Source organism: Candidatus Accumulibacter similis, assembly GCA_013347225.1.
Lineage (GTDB): Bacteria > Pseudomonadota > Gammaproteobacteria > Burkholderiales > Rhodocyclaceae > Accumulibacter > Accumulibacter similis.
The window spans coordinates 4,668,686-4,687,460 of the sequence record CP054595.1 but is presented as its reverse complement, the minus strand read 5'-3'; the positions used below and the strand labels follow the sequence as shown (position 1 = coordinate 4,687,460).

Genomic DNA, 18,775 nt, shown 5'->3' with positions numbered 1-18,775 from the left:
GAACTCGGAGAAGGAGAAGGAATTGGGATCTGAGCCGGTATATGTCGTCGACGGAGCGCGCACCCCGTTTCTCAAGGGGCGCAACGCCCCGGGTCCGTTCACTGCCAGTGATCTGGCGGTGCATGCCGGGCGCGCGCTGCTGATCCGTCAGCGCTTTTCCGCTGCCGACCTCGACGAGGTGATTCTGGGTTGTGCCAGCCCGTCGCCCGACGAAGTCAACATCGGTCGCGTCGTCGCCTTGCGCCTTGGTTGTGGGCACCGGGTACCGGCGTGGACGGTGATGCGCAACTGCGCCAGCGGCATGCAGGCCATCGACGCGGCGATGGCCAACATTCGCACCGGTCGTTCGCAACTGGTCCTTGCCGGCGGTGTCGACGCGCTGTCGCATGCGCCCTTGCTGTACAACGAAGCGATGGTGCACTGGTTTGCAAGGATGATGCAGGCCAAGAGCATCGGCCAGAAGGCCGGCATGTTCACCAGGCTGCGCCCGGCGCAGCTGCTGTCGCCGGTGATCGGGCTGTTGAAGGGCTTGACGGATCCGGTCGTCGGGCTGCTGATGGGCCAGACGGCAGAGAACCTCGCCTGGCGTTTCGCGATCTCGCGCCAGCAGATGGACGAGTTCAGCGTCCGCAGTCACCAGCGGGCGGTCGCGGCGCGTCAAGCGGGGCGCTTCGGCGAGATCGTGCCGCTGGTCGATGGCCAGGGACGGGTGTATCGCGAGGACGACGGTGTCCGCGCCGACTCCAGCATGGCTGGGCTGGCCAGGCTGAAGCCGTTCTTCGACCGTCGCTACGGCCGGGTCACGCCGGGCAACAGCTCGCAGATCACCGACGGTGCGGCTTGGCTGCTGCTCGCCTCGCAGGCGGCTGTCGACGACTGGCAACTGCAGCCGCTCGGCAGGATCATGGACAGCGAGTGGGCCGGCCTCGACCCGGCAGAGATGGGACTTGGCCCGGTGCATGCGGCGACACCGATCCTGCAACGGCAGCAACTCGGCTTGGACGACATCGATCTCTGGGAGATCAACGAGGCCTTCGCCGCGCAGGTAATCGGTTGCCTGGCAGCTTGGGAGTCGGATGTCTACTGTCGCGAGCAGCTCGGTTTGCCGGCAGCGCTCGGTTCGCTGACCAGCGAGCGCCTCAACGTCGACGGCGGCGCCATCGCCATCGGTCACCCGGTCGGCGCTTCCGGGGCGCGCATCGTCCTTCACCTGCTGCACGCCCTGCGCGCTGCCGGCGCGCGCCGCGGCATCGCCGCGATCTGCATCGGCGGTGGTCAGGGCGGAGCGATGCTGGTCGAGAACATCGGAACGGGTGTCGCATGAAGCTGCTGACGGAAAACGAGTATCAAGGAACGGTGATGAGTCTCGACACACATGGCTGGCGTCACTGGCGGCTCGAAGTCGACGCGCAGGGTCTCGCCTGGGCGACTCTCGACAAGGCAGGCGAAACCACCAACTCTCTGTCGAGCGCCGTCATGGCAGAGCTGGCGCAGCTGCTCGACGAGCTCGACCGGCAACCGCCGCAGGGCCTCGTCTTCCGCTCCGGCAAGGCTGCGGGCTTCATCGCCGGCGCCGATATCCAGGAGTTCACGCAGCTCGAGACGCCGGCCAAGGGCATCGAGCTGGTGGCGCGCGGCTGGCACCTGTTCAATCGCCTGGAGGCGGTGCGCTACCCGACGCTGGCGCTGGTGCGCGGACACTGCCTCGGTGGTGGCCTGGAACTCGCGCTCGCCTGCCGCTACCTGCTCGCCGTCGACGAGTCGCCGACGCGCATGGGTCTGCCGGAAGTGATGCTGGGCATCGTTCCGGGCTGGGGCGGCATGCTACGTCTGCCCGAACGAATCGGCCCGCAAGCGGCGCTCGACATGATGCTGACCGGCAAGACGATCGACGCGAAGAAGGCGAAGCGGCTCGGACTCGCCGACGACTGCGTGCCACCGCGCGTGATGGACGCGGCAGCGGCGCTGCTCGTCCTGAGCGGCCAGCCACGGCGGCGTCCCCCCTTCCTGCAGCGCCTGCTCAATGGACCGTTCAGGAGGGTCGTTGCCAGCGGCGCGAGAAAGCAGGTCGCACGGCGGGCGCGTCGCGAGCACTATCCGGCGCCCTATGCGATCATCGATATCTGGGCGCGGCATCAGGGCAACGCGCTGGCGGCGCCGCAACTGATTGACAGCATCGTCCGCTCGCCGACGGCGCGCAACCTGGTGCGCGTCTTCTTCCTCCAGGAGCGACTGAAGAGTTTCGGCAAGACCAGCAGCTTCACGGCCCGGCGCGTGCATGTCGTCGGTGCCGGCGTCATGGGCGGCGACATCGCCGCCTGGTGCGCCTTGCGCGGGCTGACCGTCACCCTCGAGGACCAGAGCATCGAGCGGATCGCGCCGGCCCTGCAGCGGGCCTACGCCGCCTGGGGGCAGCGCATCCGCGATGCGCGCGAGCTGCGCCAGGTGATGGATCGCCTGATCCCAGATCCCGAAGGACACGGCGCCAGCCAGGCCGACGTCGTGATCGAGGCGATCTTCGAGGACCTGGAAGCCAAGAGAGTCCTGCTCGCTGGTCTGGAAGCGCGCATGCGGCCGGAGGCGGTTCTCGCCAGCAATACCTCCAGCCTGCGCATCGAGGACCTCGCCGGCGTGCTGGCGAGGCCCGAACGGCTGGTCGGCATCCACTTCTTCAATCCGGTGGCGAAGATGCCGCTGGTCGAGGTCGTCGCCGCCGGCGGGACGGACGCCGACACCGTCCAGCGCGCGACCGCCTTCGTCCGCCAGATCGACCGGCTGCCGCTACCGGTGAAGAGCGCGCCAGGCTTTCTGGTCAACGCCGTTCTCGGCCCGTACATGCTCGAGGCGATGCGTGCGGTCGACGAAGGGATCACGCCAGCGACCGTCGACGAGGCGATGCTGGCTTTCGGCATGCCGATGGGACCGATCGAGCTCGTCGACATGGTTGGCCTCGATGTCGCGATGGCCGCCGGCAGGAGTCTGGCCGGCAGCGGGGCGGAACCACCGCGCTGCCTGCTCGAGCGCCTCAACGCCGGCCACCTGGGGCGCAAGAGTGGCCGCGGCTTCTATGACCATTCGGCTGGCAAGCCGACGAAGCCTCCCGCCGGGCCGGTGCCGGCAGGCCTTGCCGAGCGCCTCGTTCGTCCGCTGCTCGAGAGAACCCGGGAACTGGTCGCCGACGGCGTCGTCGCCGACGCCGACCTGGCTGACGCCGGCGTGATTTTTGGCACCGGCTTCGCACCGTTCACCGGTGGCCCGCTGAACTACCTGCGGAGCCGGCATGCCTGAACTGGTGACCGTGCTGCCCGACAGGCAGCCGATCCTGCGTGTGGTGCCGATGCCGTCCGAGGTGAACCCGCAGGGAGACGTCTTTGGCGGCTGGATCATGGCGCAGGTCGACGTGGCCGGCGCCATACCGGCGATGCGGTGTGCGCGCGGCCGGGTGACCACCGTGGCGGTGAATTCGTTCCTTTTCAAGCAGCCGGTGTCGGTCGGTGACGTCGTCAGCTTCTTTGCCGAAGTGGTCAGTACCGGTCGCACCTCGATCACCGTCCGGGTCGAGGTCTACGCCGAGCGCCACCCGGCGCAGCCGATCACGGTGAAGGTGACCGAAGCGGTACTGACTTACGTGGCCATCGATCAGAACGGCTGCAAGCGGGGGCTGCCAGGTCCTGTCTGAGCGCACGCAGCGCCGCTTGACCGGCTTTGAGCAATTCATCGCCCAGGCTCTTGACGGTACCGTCCAGCGGTTCATTCGCGCAATACCCGGAGACTTGTGCAGCACGCGGAGTTGACGTTGGCAGTTGTCAGCGTATAATTCAAACGTTCGTTTGATCGGCCTGGTGCAGGGCCGGTGCGGGGCGTTCCCGGCGGACACAGTCGACCCATTCGACCCATAACAGGAGAACAGCTTGAGCAACTTCACAGTACGCAAGGCCGCCGTACTCGGAGCGGGCGTCATGGGCGCGCAGATCGCCGCGCACCTCGCGAATGCCGAAGTGCCGGTGGTGCTTTTCGATCTGCCGGCTGCCACGGGTGATGCCAGCGGGATTGTCCGCAAGGCGATCGACGGGCTCGGGAAACTCGAGCCGTCGCCGCTGGCGAGCAAGGACCGTGTTGCCTACATCGACGTCGCCAACTACGGGCAGGACCTGGAGCAGCTCCGCGACTGCGACCTGATCATCGAAGCGATCGCCGAACGGATGGAGTGGAAGAATGATCTTTATCGCCAGATCGCACCGTTCATCGCGCCGACGGCGATCATCGCTTCCAACACTTCCGGCCTGTCGATCAATCGTCTCGCCGAGGGTCTGCCGGAGGCGCTGCGGCCGCGCTTCTGTGGCATCCACTTCTTCAATCCGCCGCGCTACATGCATCTGGTCGAACTGATAGCCACCCAGGGTACCGCCCCCGAACTGCTCGACAATCTGGAGTCATGGCTGGTGTCGCGTCTCGGCAAGGGAATCGTGCGCGCACTGGACACCCCGAACTTCGTCGCCAATCGTGTCGGCGTCTTCTCGATCCTTGCCGTGATGCACCACACGCAGCGGCTGGGGCTCGGGTTCGATGTCGTCGACTCGCTCACCGGTCCGATCATCGGCCGCCCGAAGAGCGCCACCTATCGCACCGCCGATGTTGTCGGCCTCGATACGCTGGCGCACGTCATCAAAACGATGCAGGACACCCTGCCGGCAGATCCCTGGCACGGCCACTACCGCGTGCCGGCCTGGCTGGCGGCGCTGATTGGCAAGGGCGCGCTGGGACAGAAGACGCGTGCCGGCATCTTCCGCAAGGAAGGTCGGGCGATCCAGGTTCTCGATCTCGGCCTGCAGGACTATCGGGACAGCGCCGCCGACGTCGATGCCGGCGTCCTGGCGATCCTGAAGCAGCGTGATCCAGCAGTCCGCTTCGCCCAGTTGCGCGCCAGCGAGCAGCCGCAGGCGCAGTTCCTGTGGGCGATCTTCCGCGACATCTTCCATTACACGGCTTTCCACCTCGCCGACATCGCCGACAACGCGCGCGATCTCGACTTTGCGATGCGCTGGGGCTTCGGCTGGGCACAGGGTCCGTTCGAGACCTGGCAGGCAGCCGGTTGGCGGGCGATCGCCGAGGCAGTGCAGGCGGACATCGCAGGCGGCCGGGCGATGAGCCAGGCACCACTGCCGGCCTGGGTCTTCGGCCGCGTCGCCGACGAGGGCGTGCACGGCGCGCAGGGGTCCTACTCGGCCAGTGCCGACACCTATCGTCCGCGTTCGACGCTGCCGGTCTATCAGCGACAGCTTTTTCCCGAGCGCCTTCTGGGCGAGAAAGCCGACGCCGGGGAAACGGTCTGGGAGAACGACGGGGTGCGTCTGTGGACGCTGCCGCAGGTCGACCCCGGGATTGCCATCGTCAGCGTCAAGTCGCGCAACCACACGCTCGGTCGCGACGTCATCGTCGGCATGCAGGCAGCGGTTGCCCGCGCCGAGGCCAACTACCGGGGCTTGGTCCTGTGGCACGAGGCGCCGTTCGCCTTCGGTGCGAATCTGAAGGAGGTTGCCGAGGCGATCGGCGCCGGCGACTTCGAACTGCTCGAGAAGTACGTGGCCGAGTTCCAGAATGCCTCGATGGCTCTCAAGTATGCCGCGGTGCCCGTCGTTGCCGCGGTACAGGGGATGGCGCTCGGCGGTGGTTGCGAGTTCCTGATGCACGCCGCGAAGAGGGTGATCGCGCTCGAGAGCTACATCGGCCTGGTCGAGGCCGGCGTCGGCCTGATTCCAGCGGGCGGCGGCTGCAAGGAGTTCGCCATCCGTGCTGCGCAGGCAGCGGCCAGGACCGCAGGCAACGATCCCTTCGAATTCATCCAGCCGGTGTTCATGACCATCGCCATGGCGACGGTCTCGAAGAGTGCTGCGCAGGCGAAGGAACTGGGTTTTGCCGTCGAGACGGACAAGGTCGTTTTCAACGCGCACGAACTGCTCTACGTCGCGTTGCGCGAGGCGCGCGGCCTCGCCGAGGCCGGCTATTACCCGCGGCTGTCGCCACGTGGGGTCAAGGTTGCCGGGCGTACCGGCATCGCCAACTGCGAGATGATGCTGGCCAACATGAAGGAGGGCGGCATGATCTCGGCGCACGACTACGCCGTGGCGCGGGCCGCTGCGACCGCCCTGTGTGGCGGCGAGGTCGAAACCGGATCGCTCGTCGACGAAAGGTGGCTGCTGACGGTCGAGCGCAAGCTCTTCGTCGAGTTGCTGAAGAACCCGAAAACCCAGCAGCGTATCCAGCACATGCTGGAGACCGGCAAGCCACTGCGCAACTGAGCGCGCCAGGAGAAGAGAACATGAGCAAACAGATTCAGGATGCCTATATCGTCGCCGCGACGCGACTGCCGGTGGGTCGGCGCAAGGGCATGCTCGGTCACGTGCGGCCGGACGACATGCTGGCACATGCCATCCGCTCGGTGCTGGCGCAGACGCCGGGCCTCGATCCGGCGCTCGTCGGGGACGTCATCGTCGGTTGCGCAATGCCGGAGGCGGAGCAGGGGATGAACGTCGCCCGTATCGGCCTGCTGCTCGCTGGCATGCCGAACAGCGTTCCCGGTGTCACCGTGAACCGCTTCTGCGCTTCCGGTGTGCAGACCGTCGCCATGGCTGCCGATCGCATTCGCCTCGGCGAAGCCGACGTGATGATCGCCGGTGGCACCGAAACGATGTCGCTGATGAACCAGATGACCGGCAACAAGACCGCCCTCAACCCGGCCATCTTCGAGAAGGAGGAGAACTACGCGATCGGCTTCGGCATGGGGATCACGGCTGAGAAGGTTGCTGCACGGTGGCAGGTGTCGCGCGAGGACCAGGATGCCTTTGCCGTTGACTCGCACCGGAAGGCGTGTGCGGCGATCGACGCCGGCCACTTCCGCGCCGAGATCACGCCCTACGCCGTACGCAAGCGGGTTCCCGACCTCGGCAGCGGCGAGGTGGCGGTGAAGGAGTATCTCGCCGAAAACGACGAGGGACCACGCCGTGACAGCAGCGTCGAGGGGCTCGCCAGACTGCGACCGGTCTTCGCTGCCCGTGGCTCGGTGACGGCGGGCAACAGTTCGCAGATGTCCGACGGTGCGGCCGCTGTACTGCTCGTCTCGGAAAAGGTTCTCAAGCAGTTCAACCTGCAGCCGCTGGCCCGCTTCGCCGGATTTTCGGTGGCAGGCGTCGCCCCCGAGATCATGGGCATCGGCCCGATCGAGGCTATCCCGCGGGTTCTCAGGCTGGCGGGAATCCGCCAGGACGACGTGGGTTGGTTCGAACTCAACGAAGCGTTCGCGGCGCAGGCGCTGGCGGTGATCCGTACGCTCGATCTCGACCCGGAGAAGGTCAATCCGCTCGGTGGCGCCATCGCTCTCGGTCACCCGCTTGGTGCAACCGGCGCCATCCGCACGGCGACCCTTCTGCATGGACTGCGGCGGACACGACAGCGCTACGGCATGGTGACGATGTGCATCGGCACCGGCATGGGCGCCGCCGGGCTCTTCGAGTCGATCGAGTAGATTTCTCGCCCCGGTGATCGCGGGCCTCGTCCGGAAAGCCGGGCGAGGCCCGCTTCTGCTTGCGACTTCGAGCGACGCGCAGGGCGACTGCACAAGCGGGTCCTTGCCACGGAGTCTGGCATAATGTCGGCCGGATGTCGTCATGAGGCGCGCAATGGATCTCGAGCTACTGGGCAGATTCGGCTGGCGAGAAGGCCTGATCGCGATGATCATGTTGCTTGTCGTGTACATCCTCGTTCTCTTTGTCCGCATGCGTCGCCTGCATGAGTCTGCCTTGGCGACGCCGTCCCTGGCAGCGCAGTCGGCGGTCGCGGCTTACACTGCCATACAGCAACCGGAATCCGCCGACCCGCCACCACAGGCTCCCGTGACGCCGCAGCGACCTGCGGACGTGGTGCCTCCGGCGGCTGCAGTACCTGACGCCGCAGCGCACTTCGATACGGGGGGGACGAGTTTCCCCTGGAACGAGCCGCCGCCGCAGATTCCCGGTCAGGAACTGATCGATGCCTTGCAGCGCGAGCTTTATCAGCTACGATGTGAAGTCGACGAGTTGCGTGCCGAAGTCCTGGCCGCGCGCGAGGACGTCCGGCAGGCGGCGAAGAACACGGCGCCAAGCGCGCCGCCACTGTACAACGATGCCATGCAGATGGCGATTCAGGGTCACGACGCTACCGCCATCGCGCATCGCTGTGGCCTCGCCCGTGCCGAGGCCGATCTCATCGTCGCGCTGGCGCGCAACCGTCGCGACGGTCGCTAGGCCGAAAGAAGACCATCGATGACGATGAAATCGCGCACCAACCCGGCCGGAGATGCGGCGCAGTTCGTGCGGGCATCGGCGGCGGCCGACCGAGAGGCTGCGATCGAACGCCAGTTGCGCTGGCGGATGGGCCTTGCGGGGTCGCTGATCCTGGTCCTGTCGGCGACGTTGCCGCTGCTGGATTACCTGGCTCCGCCCGAAGACGCGGCGAGCGCCAGCCCGCAGTACACCGAGCCCGTACCGGTGAGGAGGAAGGATCCGCCGCCGTTGCCGCCTGCTCCGTCTCCGGCCGATACACCGACGTTGGTGCCGGTAATTGCCGAACCACAGGCCACTGGTGCGGCAATCGAAGCTTCGCTGGCGTCGACCGAAACGCCATCAGCACCGGTTGCGGGCCTTGCGGCCGATACCCCGGCGGCCACCGCCGATTTACCGTCGCGTCTGCGGTCGGGGCCCAGGCTGCAAACCAGCTTGCTGGCCGACGGGCGCCGCGCGGAAGAACTGCAGGCAAGTCTGGCTCAGGCAGGCATTCCGGCAAGCGTCGAAACCCGCCTGCAGGTAGGCCCTTTCCGGACGCGTACCGAAGCGGAGGCAGCGCGTCGGGAGATACAGAAGCGTGGCATCGACGCCGTCATTCTGCCAGGTCATGGCGACAAGCCATAGCCGCTCAGTGGTCTGACGGCGGCAACTGGCGGCGCAGGCGCCGCGAAAAGACGGCCATCTCGCGTGCGGCCTGGATGTCGCCGCGCGCTTCGGCAACGGCGATTCCCTGCTCGTACGCAGCCAGAGCTTCGATATTCTGGCCGCCTTCGGCGAGAGCCTTGCCGAGCAGCTTCCAGGCTGCCGAGTATCCGGCGTCGCGTTCGACAGCTTCACGCAGGCGGATCGCTGCCTGCGCAAAGTCGCCTGCCCTGAAATGCTCGTTGCCCAGCGAGTAGCGGAGCAGCGCGCCGTCGCGCGGCCCACCGAGGAGCTTTTCGAGGTTGGCGATGAGCGGCGTCGTCACCATGACAGGAGAAGGTCGGGCAAGCCGGTTGCCCGCGGCGAACGGCAGGCGTATCGCGCCGGGGGCAGCAATCTGCGGGCGAAAGAACCGCGCGACGGCTCTCGCGCCGTCGCGGGATTCGAAGGGCTAGAAGCTGTAGGTAGCCTGTACCGCAAGGATATTGACGTTGTTGCTGTAGTTGCCCTTGAGCCAGCCGGAGGCCGCCACGTTGGCTGCCTGCGTCGCGTTCATGCCGCCGCTGTCGTTGATCGACGAGTCCTTGACCCAGATGTAGGTGTAGCCTGCATCGAACACCAGTTCCCTGGTCGGCTTGTACTGTGCGCCGATTGCCAGCCAGGTGCGGTCGTTGTCGGGCAGCCGCGGCGTGCGGTATTCGGAACTGTCGACCGGCGACTGGTCGTAGGCGATACCGGCACGGAACTTCCACTGGTCGTCGAGTTGGTAGGCCGCGCCGAGCGCCACCCGCCAGGTATTGCGCCAGTTTTCCTCGGTGCTCGACAGGGTACGTCCGGCGGCGGCACCGTCAGTGCGGACGAAGGTCAGATCCTGGATCTTTGCCCAACCGGTCCACGAGATGTCGCCCATCATCTCCCAGCGGTCGCTGAGTCGCTGCCAGGCGCTGAGGATGGCGGTGTCGGGCAGCTCAATGTCGGCCTTGACGTTGCCGTTGTACAGGCCTGCGGCAAGCGCCGCGTTGGCGGCGGCGTTCAGACCCGGCGTCAGGGTTGTGACCGTCGGTCGCCAGAAGTTCACGTTACCGGTGACCTTGAAGTCGATCGCCGAACGATACGACAGACCAACCCGGGTGGCCGGAGACGGCTGGAACATGGCGCCGAGGTTGTAGCCGTAGCCCCAGTCATCACCGACGATCCTGGCCCAGCCCTCGAGGTTGCGCAGGCCACCCGCCGGGCCGCACAGGGCCGGAGCTCCCAGCCCGGAACATAGGGCGCCGCTGGCGTTGACATTGTTGCTGAAAGTGCCGTCGAGCTTCATCGCGCTGATTCCGAGGCCGAAAGCCCACGTCTCGTTCGGCTTGAAGGAGATCGACGGGTTGATGTTCATCGTCGCGACGTCCGAGTTGAGGGCGCGGAAGCGGCCGACCCAGCCCTTGTCATACTCGGTGGCCAGTCCAAAGGGCGCATTGACGCCAAGGCCGACGCTGATCTGATCGTTTACGGGCATCGCGAAATACATGGCCGGGACATATGCCCAGCCACCCGCGTCACCGCCGTTGCCAGCAGCGCCGTAAATCCCCGCCGGGTTGATCGAACCATCGTTGCTGAACCTTGTCGAGGGCTTGATGGCGCTCAGCACGCCCACGAACTGCATCTTCCCTTTCGGAAGATAGGCCATCCCGGCGGGATTCCAGAAGATCGTGCTGGCGTCTTCCGCCACCGCTGCCGATCCAGCGAAGGCGACCCCGAGGCCACTGGCGTTCTGCTCCATCAACTGGAAACCCGAGGCGCCAGCGTAACCCGACAAGGACACGGCGATCAGCGCCGGTATCGTTCGAACCACAAGAAGACGGCTTTTCAACATTTCCGATTCTCCCCACAGAAAGGTTATCGACGGTGTCCATGCCCAACGGGCTGCTCCATGCACCGTTCGTGGGATTGTACACGCGACTCCAGCAAATGTTTCAGATGGTTACCATGAGCGTTGTTTTTCCGCAACACGGGATGGGTGCGGGTGCATTGATCGCCAACATGGTCCTCTCCTTGCCAGCGGTTTAATATCCCGGCTTTCAACCCGACACGGAGTGGAGGACGGCCCCATGACCAGAACGATCATTTCGACGCCGCTGGCGCCCGCGGCGATCGGCACTTACTCGCAGGCGGTACGGATTGGCGAGACCGTCTACCTCTCCGGGCAGATCGGCCTCGACCCGGTGACGATGAAGCTGGCGGACGGTATCGATGCGCAGATTGTCCGCGTCTTCGACAACCTCAAGGCGGTTGCCGAGGCAGCTGGCGGCTCGCTTGCCGATGTTGTCAAGCTCAACGTGTACCTCACCGATCTCGTCCATTTCACGACGGTGAACGAGCTGATGGGCTGCTATTTCGTCGAGCCTTACCCGGCGCGCGCCGCCGTCGGCGTGGCTGCGCTGCCGCGCGGCGCGCTGGTCGAGGCTGATGCAGTGATGGTCGTCGGCGGCTGATGCCGGCAGCGGATGCGATCGACGCTCCGCCAGCGCTCCGCAATCGGCTCCGCAGGATCGGGCTCGAGCGGTGTGAGGATCTCGTCCTGCATCTGCCGTTGCGCTACGAAGACGAGACCCGCGTTACCGCCATCGCCGGGGCGGCTGCGGGGGCCGCCGTGCTCGTCGAGGCGCAGGTACTCGACCTCGCCGTCGGACGGGCGCCGCGGCGTCAGCTCGTGGTCCGAGTCTGTGATGCGAGTGGCGGCATTCTCGCGCTGCGCTTCATCAGCTTTCACGGCAGCCAGCAGCGGGCACTTGAAGCGGCCCGTGCGGCCGGGAGCAGGCTGCGGATCTTCGGCGAGATTCGGTACGGTTTCCACGGCCTCGAGATGGTCCATCCGCGCTATCGCATCGTTGCCGCGGACGAGCCCCTGGCGCGGTCGCTGACACCGGTCTACCCGACGACTGCCGGCCTCGGTCAGGCTACCCTGCGCCGCTTGGTCGCGCGCGCGCTGCAAGATGCCGACCTGCGCGAACTGCTCGACCCCGACTGGTGCCGCGCGCAGGCGCTGCCGTCGTTTGCCGCGGCGGTCTCGCTGCTGCACGCGCCGCCGCCGACGGTTGCCGAAGCGACCCTGCGGGATCGCAGCCACCCCGCCTGGCGACGCATCAAGTTCGACGAGCTGTTGGCACAGCAGCTGTCGCTGCGCCGCGCCTACCTCGCGCGGCGCCGGCAGGTGGCTCCCGTCCTGCCGGCGACCGGGCAGCTGGCGCAGCGGCTCGAGTGTTCTTTGCCCTTCGCCCTGACCGCGGCGCAGCGCCGGGTGGCTGCCGAGATCGCCGGCGATCTGGCGCAGCCCAGACCGATGCAACGACTGCTGCAGGGTGATGTCGGCTGCGGCAAGACGATCGTCGCCGCGCTGGCTGCGTGTCAGGCGATCGAGGCGGGTTACCAGGTGGCGCTGATGGCCCCCACCGAAATACTGGCGGAGCAGCACTTCCTGAAGTTGCGCGCCTGGCTGGAACCCCTGGCTGTCGAGGTGCTGTGGCTGACCGGCAGTCTCGCCGGCAAGCTCAAGCGGCAGCGGCAGCAGCAGGCGGCAACCGGCGCACAGCTGGTTGTCGGCACGCATGCACTGATCCAGGAGAGCATCGACTTTTCACGCCTCGGGCTGATCATCGTCGACGAGCAGCATCGTTTCGGCGTCCGGCAGCGCCTGGAGTTGCGGCGCAAGGGCGGCAATCCGCACCAGCTGATGATGTCGGCGACGCCGATCCCGCGCACGCTGGCCATGAGCTACTACGCCGACCTCGACGTTTCGCTGATCGACGAGATGCCGGCAGGGCGCTCGCCGGTCAGGACCCGCCTGTTCTCAGCCGATCGCCGTGAGCAGGTCGTTGCCGCGGTGCGCGCTGCGGTCGCCGGTGGTCGCCAGGCCTACTGGGTCTGTCCTTTGATCGAGGAATCGGACAAGCTCGATCTGCAGGCGGCGCTCGACACGCATGCGGCCCTCAGCGCCGAACTCGCCGACCTGCGCATCGGGCTGGTTCACGGCCGCCTGCGCAGCGAGGAGAAGGCGGCGGTGATGGCAGCATTCGTCGCCGGCCAGATCGACCTGCTGGTGGCGACGACGGTCATCGAGGTAGGTGTCGACGTGGCGAATGCCAGCCTGATGGTCATCGAGCATGCGGAGCGCTTCGGACTGGCGCAACTGCACCAGTTGCGCGGCCGTGTCGGTCGTGGCGCACATGACTCGGTCTGCGTCCTGCTCTACCAGCCGCCACTTTCTGCCAGTGCCCGCGCGCGCCTGAAGATCATCTTCGAACACAGCGACGGCTTCGAGATCGCCCGCCAGGACCTGCGCCTGCGCGGCCCCGGTGAATTCATCGGCAGCCGGCAGTCAGGAGAACCCTTGCTGCGCCATGCCGATCTGGAGAAGGACGCCGACCTCGTCGAACTGGCGCACTCGATGGCGGTACGCCTGCTGCGTGACAGCCCGGAGGAGGCCGGGCGTCATCTGCAGCGGTGGCTGGGCGATCGCGAGGATCTGCTGCGGGGCTGAGCCTTTCCTGACGCCACATGCTCGGGCAATTGATCTGTCGGGGTCGGCGTGAGTCGGCAATGCGCCCCTTGGGCAGATCCCATCGGGTAGCGGTCGGCCACGGTTGCCTGGCCAACCGCTGCCGGGTCAGCTTCAGACGACGCGAAAACGGGCGACAACTTCGCGCAGCCGGCCCGCGAGCTGCTCGAGTTCAGCGACTGCGGTGCTGTTGGCGTGCATCGTGCTCCTCGTTTCTTCGGTCATCGAGGCGATGTGCTGCAGGTGGCGGGCGACGTCTTCGGCGACCGTCGCCTGTTACTCGACGAGCCCGCCACGCTCGCTGGCGAGTGCCGTGCGAACGAGTTCCTGGATCAGCGGCTTGCCGTTCGGGTCGCGCATTTCGGCACCGCTCGTGCCTTCCAGCTCCGGCTTCAGCGGGTGCATCACGAAGCGGTGTTGGGTATCGAGGATGAAGAAATACTCGCTGCCCGCGTAGCGCATGTGGCGCAAGGTCTCTGCTGCCTCCTTGCGCGCCTCGTCATCGCTCAGCGTGCCGTTCCTGGCAAGCTCATGGAAACGGGCGATGACGCCGCCGGCAACCTCGACCAGAACCTGCGCCTTGTCCTTCCTGTCCTGCAGCATGCTGCCGCGCAGCGCGTACAGCGAGTCGAGTCCAAGAACCCCGAGGCCGACGACGGCCACTGCCGAGATCATGATCAGGCGCTTCCTGATCGTCCATCTGTCCGTCCGCATGTCTCTCCTTCCTGAGTCCGTCATCTGTGCGTCCTGCCAGGGACCGTACACTTGCCGCGATCGCCAGGCCCGCGGCCAGCTACCCCGACGCCGCCGGCGCGCTGTGCCGTCACTTTTTCCCCTATCCTTTCCCGGTCCTCTCCCTGTCTCGACCGAACATTGTCGCATGGGACGGACTCACTCTGGATTGCTTCTGCCGACATTACCTCTGCGCGTCGCCGGGCAGGCACCGGCGCTGCCCGTTCTGGCCGCTGCTTGCCGTCGGGTCCAATTCGAGGTGAGCCAAGCAATCGCGGGGGCTTGCGCCGGCCGGTTCATGAATATAGCCTACGGAACCCTTCAACCCGATCAGAATGCGCGTCGATGGCTGATGCCCAGGCTCTGGCATATACCCGGAGGGCGGTGCTCGCGCGGCGGTCGACCGCCAGGCTGCCGCCTGGAAGCAGGAGCCAGCCCGTGGTTCGTGGCCGGCGTGCCATGAGCCGCGGCCGGGGCAGCCTTTCGTCGTTGCCGGCCCGACCGGCAGCGCCAGCCGCAGCCCAGCGGCCGCCCGAGCAGCGGTGCGCATGAACCGGTTTCGCCGACGCTTGTTGGCGGGCGGGTTCGCGCTGGCGGCGCCTCTCGCTGGCTCGCTGCGTGGGTTGCACAACCCCTGCCAAGTGCAACTGCCGCTGGATCAGGCGGTGGCGGCGTTGCTCCGGGTGGTTTGGAAAGGAAGCGACCCGCGACGTTACCCCGACTTTCACGGGCATCTGCCGGGAACCGGTGGCTCCGGCAGCGGCAGCCGCATCGACCTCAACTCGCGGATGGAGACCCTGTTCCACCCGATGCCGCATGCGCGGCGGCTCTTGGCTCACAACGCCGGCTGCGTGCACGACGCGTTGGGGCGGGTGGACGGGAGCTACGTCGAGCGGATGCTCAACCGTGTGGAGGCGCTCCCGCCCGGGGCCAGTCTGCTGCTCTTTGCCTTCGATCGCTTCCACGACGGGAACGGTCCCCCGGACGCGGATCGCAGTTCGTTCCATACCCCGAACGTCTACGCGCGGCGGCTCGCCGAGCGCCACCCGCTCGCCTTGCTGTGGCCGGCGTCGATCCACTCCTGCTGCCACGATTGTTTTGACGAACTGGCGGCGGCGGTCGCTGGCGGTGCGCGAGCGGTGAAATGGCTGCCACCGGCGATGGGGATCGACCCGTCGTCGCCGCTGATGCTGGTCCGCGAGCACAGTCCGCTGCCTTTCGATTTCGTCGTCGAGCGACAACTGGCGTCGCAGGGTCACCGTTTTGCCCCGGCCGTCTTCGAGACGCGCGGGTTTTTTGCTCCCCGAGAAAGGAAGACCGCATGAGTTCCCAGTTTGGCCTGCTCAAGGCACGCCGCTTCGGGCCGTTCTTCGCCACTCAGTTCCTCGGTGCCTTCAACGACAACCTGTTCAAGAACGCGCTGGTCGTCCTGCTCACCTTCCAGGCAGCAAGCTGGACGACGATCCGGCCCGAGGTGCTGACCAACCTCGCTGCCGGCATCTTCATCCTGCCCTTCTTCCTCTTTTCGGCAACTGCCGGCCAACTGGCCGACAAGTACGACAAGGCGAAGCTGGCGCGCCTCGTCAAGCTGCTCGAGATCCTGATCATGGGCATCGCGCTGCTCGGCTTCGTCGTCCACAGCCTGCCGATCCTGCTCTCGGCGCTGTTCCTGCTCGGCCTGCATTCGACCCTCTTCGGTCCGGTGAAGTACGCCATCCTGCCGCAGCATCTGCGCGAGAGCGAACTGGTCGGCGGCAATGCGCTGGTCGAGGCGGGAACCTTTGTCGCCATTCTGATCGGCACGCTCGCCGGCGGTCTCCTCGCCGGTGCCGCCCAGCATCCGACATGGGTCGCCATTGCCGGCCTGCTGATCGCCATCCTGGGCTACCTCTGCAGCCATGGCATCCCCGCTGCAGCGGCACCGGTGCCTGAGCTCGTGATCAGCCTCAACCCGTTCTCAGAGACCTGGCGCAACATCGGCTTCGCGCGCGAGAACCGCACCGTCTTCCTGTCGATCCTCGGCATTTCCTGGTTCTGGCTCTATGGCGCCATGTTCCTGGCGCAGTTCCCAACGTACGCCCGCTTCGTGCTCGGCGGCGGCGAGACTTCGGTGACCTTGCTGCTGGCGGTGTTTACCGTTGGTATCGGCGTCGGCTCGCTGCTCTGCGAACGGCTCTCGGCCGGCCAGGTGGAAATCGGTCTGGTGCCCTTCGGTTCGATCGGACTCACACTCTTCGGCATCGACATCGCCTTCGCGTCGCCCTCGCTGCTGCCTGCCGGCGCTCCGCTGTCGCTGGCCGCGCTGCTGGCCCTGCCGGGAACGTGGCGGGTCCTGGTCGACCTCTTCGCGCTCGGTCTCTTCGGCGGCTTCTTCATCGTCCCCCTGTACGCCCTGATCCAGTTGCGCAGCGCGGTCGACCAGCGGGCACGAATCATCGCCGCCAACAACATCCTCAACGCCCTGTTCATGGTCGTCGGTTCCCTGGCGGCTGCCGGGTTGCTCGGCGACGGCCTGACGATCCCAGCGCTATTCGGCGTCGCGGCGCTGTGCAACGCGGCGGTGGCGCTGTACATCTACAGCCTGGTTCCCGAGTTCATGCTGCGCTTCGTCGCCTGGCTGTTGATCCACTCCTTCTACCGCCTGCGCCAGAGCGGTATAGAGAACATTCCCGACGAGGGGCCGGCGGTGCTGATCAGCAATCACGTCAGCTTCGTCGATCCGCTGGTGATCGCCGCCGCCAGCCGGCGGCCGATCCGCTTCGTGATGGATCACCGGATCCATCGCATGCCACTGATCGGCTTCGTCTTCCGGCACATGCACGCGATCCCGATCGCGCCGGCGCGCGAGGACGCAGCGATGATGGAGGCGGCCTTCGAGGAAGTGGCGCAGGCGCTCGCGGCCGGTGAACTGGTCGCCATTTTCCCCGAGGGGCGAATCACCGACACCGGCGAACTGTACCCCTTCCGGCCGGGGGTGCAGCGCATCGTCGGGCGCACGCCCGTGCCGGTGATCCCGATGGCCCTGCAGGGCTTGTGGGGCAGCTTCTTCAGTCGCAAGGACGGGCCGGCGATGAGCAGACCGCTGCGCCGCGGCATGTTCTCGAAGATCGCGTTGACGGTGGGCACGCCGGTGGCGCCGGCGGCGGCGACACCCGAACACCTGCAGCAGATCGTCGCCGGGCTGCGCGGCGACTGGCGGTAGAATGTCGCCCATGCAACTCTCCGGGCTCAGGCTGCGCGAACGGGCCGACCTTTACGAACGGCTGATGCGGCTCGACAAGCCGATCGGCATCCTGCTGCTTCTCTGGCCGACGCTGTGGGGGCTCTGGCTGTCGGCTCTGGGCAAGCCGGACTGGCTCGTGGTGTGGATATTCATTCTCGGGACGGTGCTGATGCGCTCGGCCGGCTGCGTGATCAACGACCTCGCGGACCGCAACTTCGACCCGCATGTCGCGCGCACGCGGGACCGCCCGCTGGCTGCCGGCCGTGTCTCGGTGCGCGAGGCGCGGTGGCTTTTCGCCGCGTTGGTGGGCTGCGCGGCCATCCTCGTGCTGCCGCTGCGCAGCTGGCTGTTGGCCGGCCTTTGCCTGGCGGCCCTGGGTCTCGCTGCCAGTTACCCGTTCACCAAGCGCTTTCTGGCAATTCCGCAAGCCTACCTGGGGGTTGCCTTCGGCTTCGGCATCCCGATGGCCTACGCGGCCCAACTCGGCCAAGTGCCCGCCGACGCCTGGTGGCTGCTGCTGGCGAACGTCTTCTGGGCAATCGCCTACGATACCGAGTATGCGATGGTCGACCGCACCGATGATGTGAAGATCGGCATCCGGACTTCGGCGATCACCTTCGGCCGTTTCGACGTCGCGGCAGTCATGCTCTGCTATGCACTCGCGCTGGCGCTGATCGCTGTCGTTGGTCACGGTCTCGGGCTGGGCGCCGTGTTCTACGCTGGTCTGGCGGTAGCTGCAGCCATTGCCGGCCATCATTTCACCTTGATCCACAACCGCGACCCGGCGAACTGCTTCAGGGCTTTTCGGCACAACAACTGGTTTGGCGCCAGCGTCTTTGCGGGCATGGCACTCGATTTTCTGCTGCGCGGGGTGAGCAACGGATGAAGACAGTTCTTTTCTGCGTATTGGCGCTGCTCGTCGGCAGCGCGCCGGCGGCCGACGACACCCGCGTCCTGGTGCCGATGCCGGCTGCGGCGGCAGACAACCTGCGCAGCGAAATGCGTGCCAGCCTGCTGGCGCTGAACGAGATTCTCGCGCTGGTGGCTACCGGGCAGTTGCGGGAAGCGGCTGAAGTCGCCGAGCGGGAGCTTGGCCGTTCGGCGATGGGCAAACACCGCAGCCAGCCGTTCGAGGCCCGGCCGGGTCCGCACATGCCGCCGGCGATGCACGCCATCGGCATTGACGGGCACAGGGCGGCCAGCGATTTTGCCCGTGTCGCTGCCGGCGGTGACCGCGAGAAGACGATCGCCGCCCTGCCGACGCTGACAGCGGCCTGCGTCGGCTGCCACTATGGCTATCGGCTGCGTTAGGGG

At 66.7% G+C, this 18,775-nt stretch carries 15 protein-coding genes and 1 pseudogene; 13 read left to right on the top strand and 3 right to left on the bottom strand.

Annotated features, from left to right (window positions below; genetic code table 11):
* Positions 1-22 precede the first annotated feature (22 nt).
* The 7 genes from HT579_20715 to HT579_20685 all read left to right on the top strand — a co-directional run bounded on the left by HT579_20715 (position 23) and on the right by HT579_20685 (position 8,942).
* Entirely contained in the window at positions 23-1,324 is a 1,302-nt protein-coding gene (locus HT579_20715; protein ID QKS31132.1) for an acetyl-CoA C-acetyltransferase, read from the top strand.
* Positions 1,325-1,359: 35 nt separating this feature from the next.
* Positions 1,360-3,288, top strand: coding sequence for an enoyl-CoA hydratase/isomerase family protein (locus tag HT579_20710; protein QKS31744.1), 1,929 nt, complete (start codon positions 1,360-1,362; stop codon positions 3,286-3,288).
* Positions 3,281-3,679: an acyl-CoA thioesterase gene (locus tag HT579_20705; protein QKS31131.1), complete on the top strand. Its 399-nt coding sequence runs from the start codon at positions 3,281-3,283 to the stop codon at positions 3,677-3,679. Before HT579_20710 ends, HT579_20705 begins: the two co-directional genes overlap by 8 nt.
* Before the next feature lie 232 nt (positions 3,680-3,911).
* The gene (locus HT579_20700) at positions 3,912-6,299 is read left to right on the top strand and encodes a 3-hydroxyacyl-CoA dehydrogenase/enoyl-CoA hydratase family protein (protein ID QKS31130.1); all 2,388 of its coding nucleotides are present in this window, start codon (positions 3,912-3,914) and stop codon (positions 6,297-6,299) included.
* Between the two features lie 20 nt (positions 6,300-6,319).
* Complete coding sequence (locus HT579_20695) at positions 6,320-7,522, top strand: acetyl-CoA C-acyltransferase (GenBank protein QKS31129.1); 1,203 nt, start codon at positions 6,320-6,322, stop codon at positions 7,520-7,522.
* A gap of 142 nt (positions 7,523-7,664) precedes the next feature.
* Complete coding sequence (locus HT579_20690; protein QKS31128.1) at positions 7,665-8,279, top strand: DUF2802 domain-containing protein; 615 nt, start codon at positions 7,665-7,667, stop codon at positions 8,277-8,279.
* 18 nt (positions 8,280-8,297) lie between these two features.
* Positions 8,298-8,942, top strand: coding sequence for an SPOR domain-containing protein (locus HT579_20685; GenBank protein ID QKS31127.1), 645 nt, complete (start codon positions 8,298-8,300; stop codon positions 8,940-8,942).
* A gap of 4 nt (positions 8,943-8,946) precedes the next feature.
* Here HT579_20685 and HT579_20680 read toward each other — a convergent pair whose 3' ends face one another.
* The gene (locus HT579_20680; GenBank protein QKS31126.1) at positions 8,947-9,288 is read right to left on the bottom strand and encodes a hypothetical protein; all 342 of its coding nucleotides are present in this window, start codon (positions 9,286-9,288) and stop codon (positions 8,947-8,949) included.
* A 123-nt stretch (positions 9,289-9,411) separates the two neighbouring features.
* Positions 9,412-10,824: an outer membrane protein transport protein gene (locus HT579_20675; protein QKS31125.1), complete on the bottom strand. Its 1,413-nt coding sequence runs from the start codon at positions 10,822-10,824 to the stop codon at positions 9,412-9,414.
* Between the two features lie 235 nt (positions 10,825-11,059).
* Here HT579_20675 and HT579_20670 point away from each other — a divergent pair, with 235 nt between their 5' ends.
* Both HT579_20670 and recG read left to right on the top strand, forming a co-directional pair.
* Positions 11,060-11,443: a RidA family protein gene (locus tag HT579_20670; GenBank protein QKS31124.1), complete on the top strand. Its 384-nt coding sequence runs from the start codon at positions 11,060-11,062 to the stop codon at positions 11,441-11,443.
* On the top strand, positions 11,443-13,488 hold the full coding sequence (gene recG, locus HT579_20665) for an ATP-dependent DNA helicase RecG (GenBank protein QKS31123.1): 2,046 nt from the start codon (positions 11,443-11,445) through the stop codon (positions 13,486-13,488). The genes HT579_20670 and recG overlap by 1 nt, the downstream gene beginning before the upstream one ends.
* A 297-nt stretch (positions 13,489-13,785) precedes the next feature.
* On the opposite strand, the pseudogene HT579_20660 reads toward recG, so the two are convergent.
* Positions 13,786-14,109 (bottom strand): annotated as a pseudogene (locus HT579_20660) (cache domain-containing protein).
* Positions 14,110-14,786: 677 nt separating this feature from the next.
* Here HT579_20660 and HT579_20655 point away from each other — a divergent pair.
* Genes HT579_20655 through HT579_20640 form a run of 4 tightly spaced genes read left to right on the top strand, consistent with a single transcriptional unit; the run spans position 14,787 to position 18,772 of the window.
* Entirely contained in the window at positions 14,787-15,563 is a 777-nt protein-coding gene (locus HT579_20655; GenBank protein ID QKS31122.1) for a hypothetical protein, read from the top strand.
* Positions 15,560-17,440, top strand: a complete 1,881-nt coding sequence (locus HT579_20650; GenBank protein QKS31121.1) for an MFS transporter — start codon at positions 15,560-15,562, stop codon at positions 17,438-17,440. Before HT579_20655 ends, HT579_20650 begins: the two co-directional genes overlap by 4 nt.
* A gap of 10 nt (positions 17,441-17,450) precedes the next feature.
* Complete coding sequence (gene ubiA, locus HT579_20645) at positions 17,451-18,347, top strand: 4-hydroxybenzoate octaprenyltransferase (GenBank protein ID QKS31743.1); 897 nt, start codon at positions 17,451-17,453, stop codon at positions 18,345-18,347.
* Positions 18,344-18,772, top strand: coding sequence for a cytochrome C (locus HT579_20640; GenBank protein ID QKS31120.1), 429 nt, complete (start codon positions 18,344-18,346; stop codon positions 18,770-18,772). Before ubiA ends, HT579_20640 begins: the two co-directional genes overlap by 4 nt.
* Positions 18,773-18,775: the final 3 nt, after the last annotated feature.

Excerpts from the sequence above, each read along its gene's own strand:
- HT579_20710 (QKS31744.1), top strand. The coding sequence starts at position 1,360 with ATGAGTCTCGACACACATGGCTGGCGTCACTGGCGGCTCGAAGTCGAC.
- HT579_20705 (QKS31131.1), top strand. The coding sequence starts at position 3,281 with ATGCCTGAACTGGTGACCGTGCTGCCCGACAGGCAGCCGATCCTGCGT.
- HT579_20695 (QKS31129.1), top strand. The coding sequence starts at position 6,320 with ATGAGCAAACAGATTCAGGATGCCTATATCGTCGCCGCGACGCGACTG.
- HT579_20690 (QKS31128.1), top strand. The coding sequence starts at position 7,665 with ATGAGGCGCGCAATGGATCTCGAGCTACTGGGCAGATTCGGCTGGCGA.
- HT579_20685 (QKS31127.1), top strand. The coding sequence starts at position 8,298 with ATGACGATGAAATCGCGCACCAACCCGGCCGGAGATGCGGCGCAGTTC.
- HT579_20680 (QKS31126.1), bottom strand. The coding sequence starts at position 9,288 with ATGGTGACGACGCCGCTCATCGCCAACCTCGAAAAGCTCCTCGGTGGG.
- HT579_20675 (QKS31125.1), bottom strand. The coding sequence starts at position 10,824 with ATGTTGAAAAGCCGTCTTCTTGTGGTTCGAACGATACCGGCGCTGATC.
- HT579_20670 (QKS31124.1), top strand. The coding sequence starts at position 11,060 with ATGACCAGAACGATCATTTCGACGCCGCTGGCGCCCGCGGCGATCGGC.
- recG (QKS31123.1), top strand. The coding sequence starts at position 11,443 with ATGCCGGCAGCGGATGCGATCGACGCTCCGCCAGCGCTCCGCAATCGG.
- HT579_20655 (QKS31122.1), top strand. The coding sequence starts at position 14,787 with ATGAACCGGTTTCGCCGACGCTTGTTGGCGGGCGGGTTCGCGCTGGCG.
- HT579_20650 (QKS31121.1), top strand. The coding sequence starts at position 15,560 with ATGAGTTCCCAGTTTGGCCTGCTCAAGGCACGCCGCTTCGGGCCGTTC.
- ubiA (QKS31743.1), top strand. The coding sequence starts at position 17,451 with ATGCAACTCTCCGGGCTCAGGCTGCGCGAACGGGCCGACCTTTACGAA.
- HT579_20640 (QKS31120.1), top strand. The coding sequence starts at position 18,344 with ATGAAGACAGTTCTTTTCTGCGTATTGGCGCTGCTCGTCGGCAGCGCG.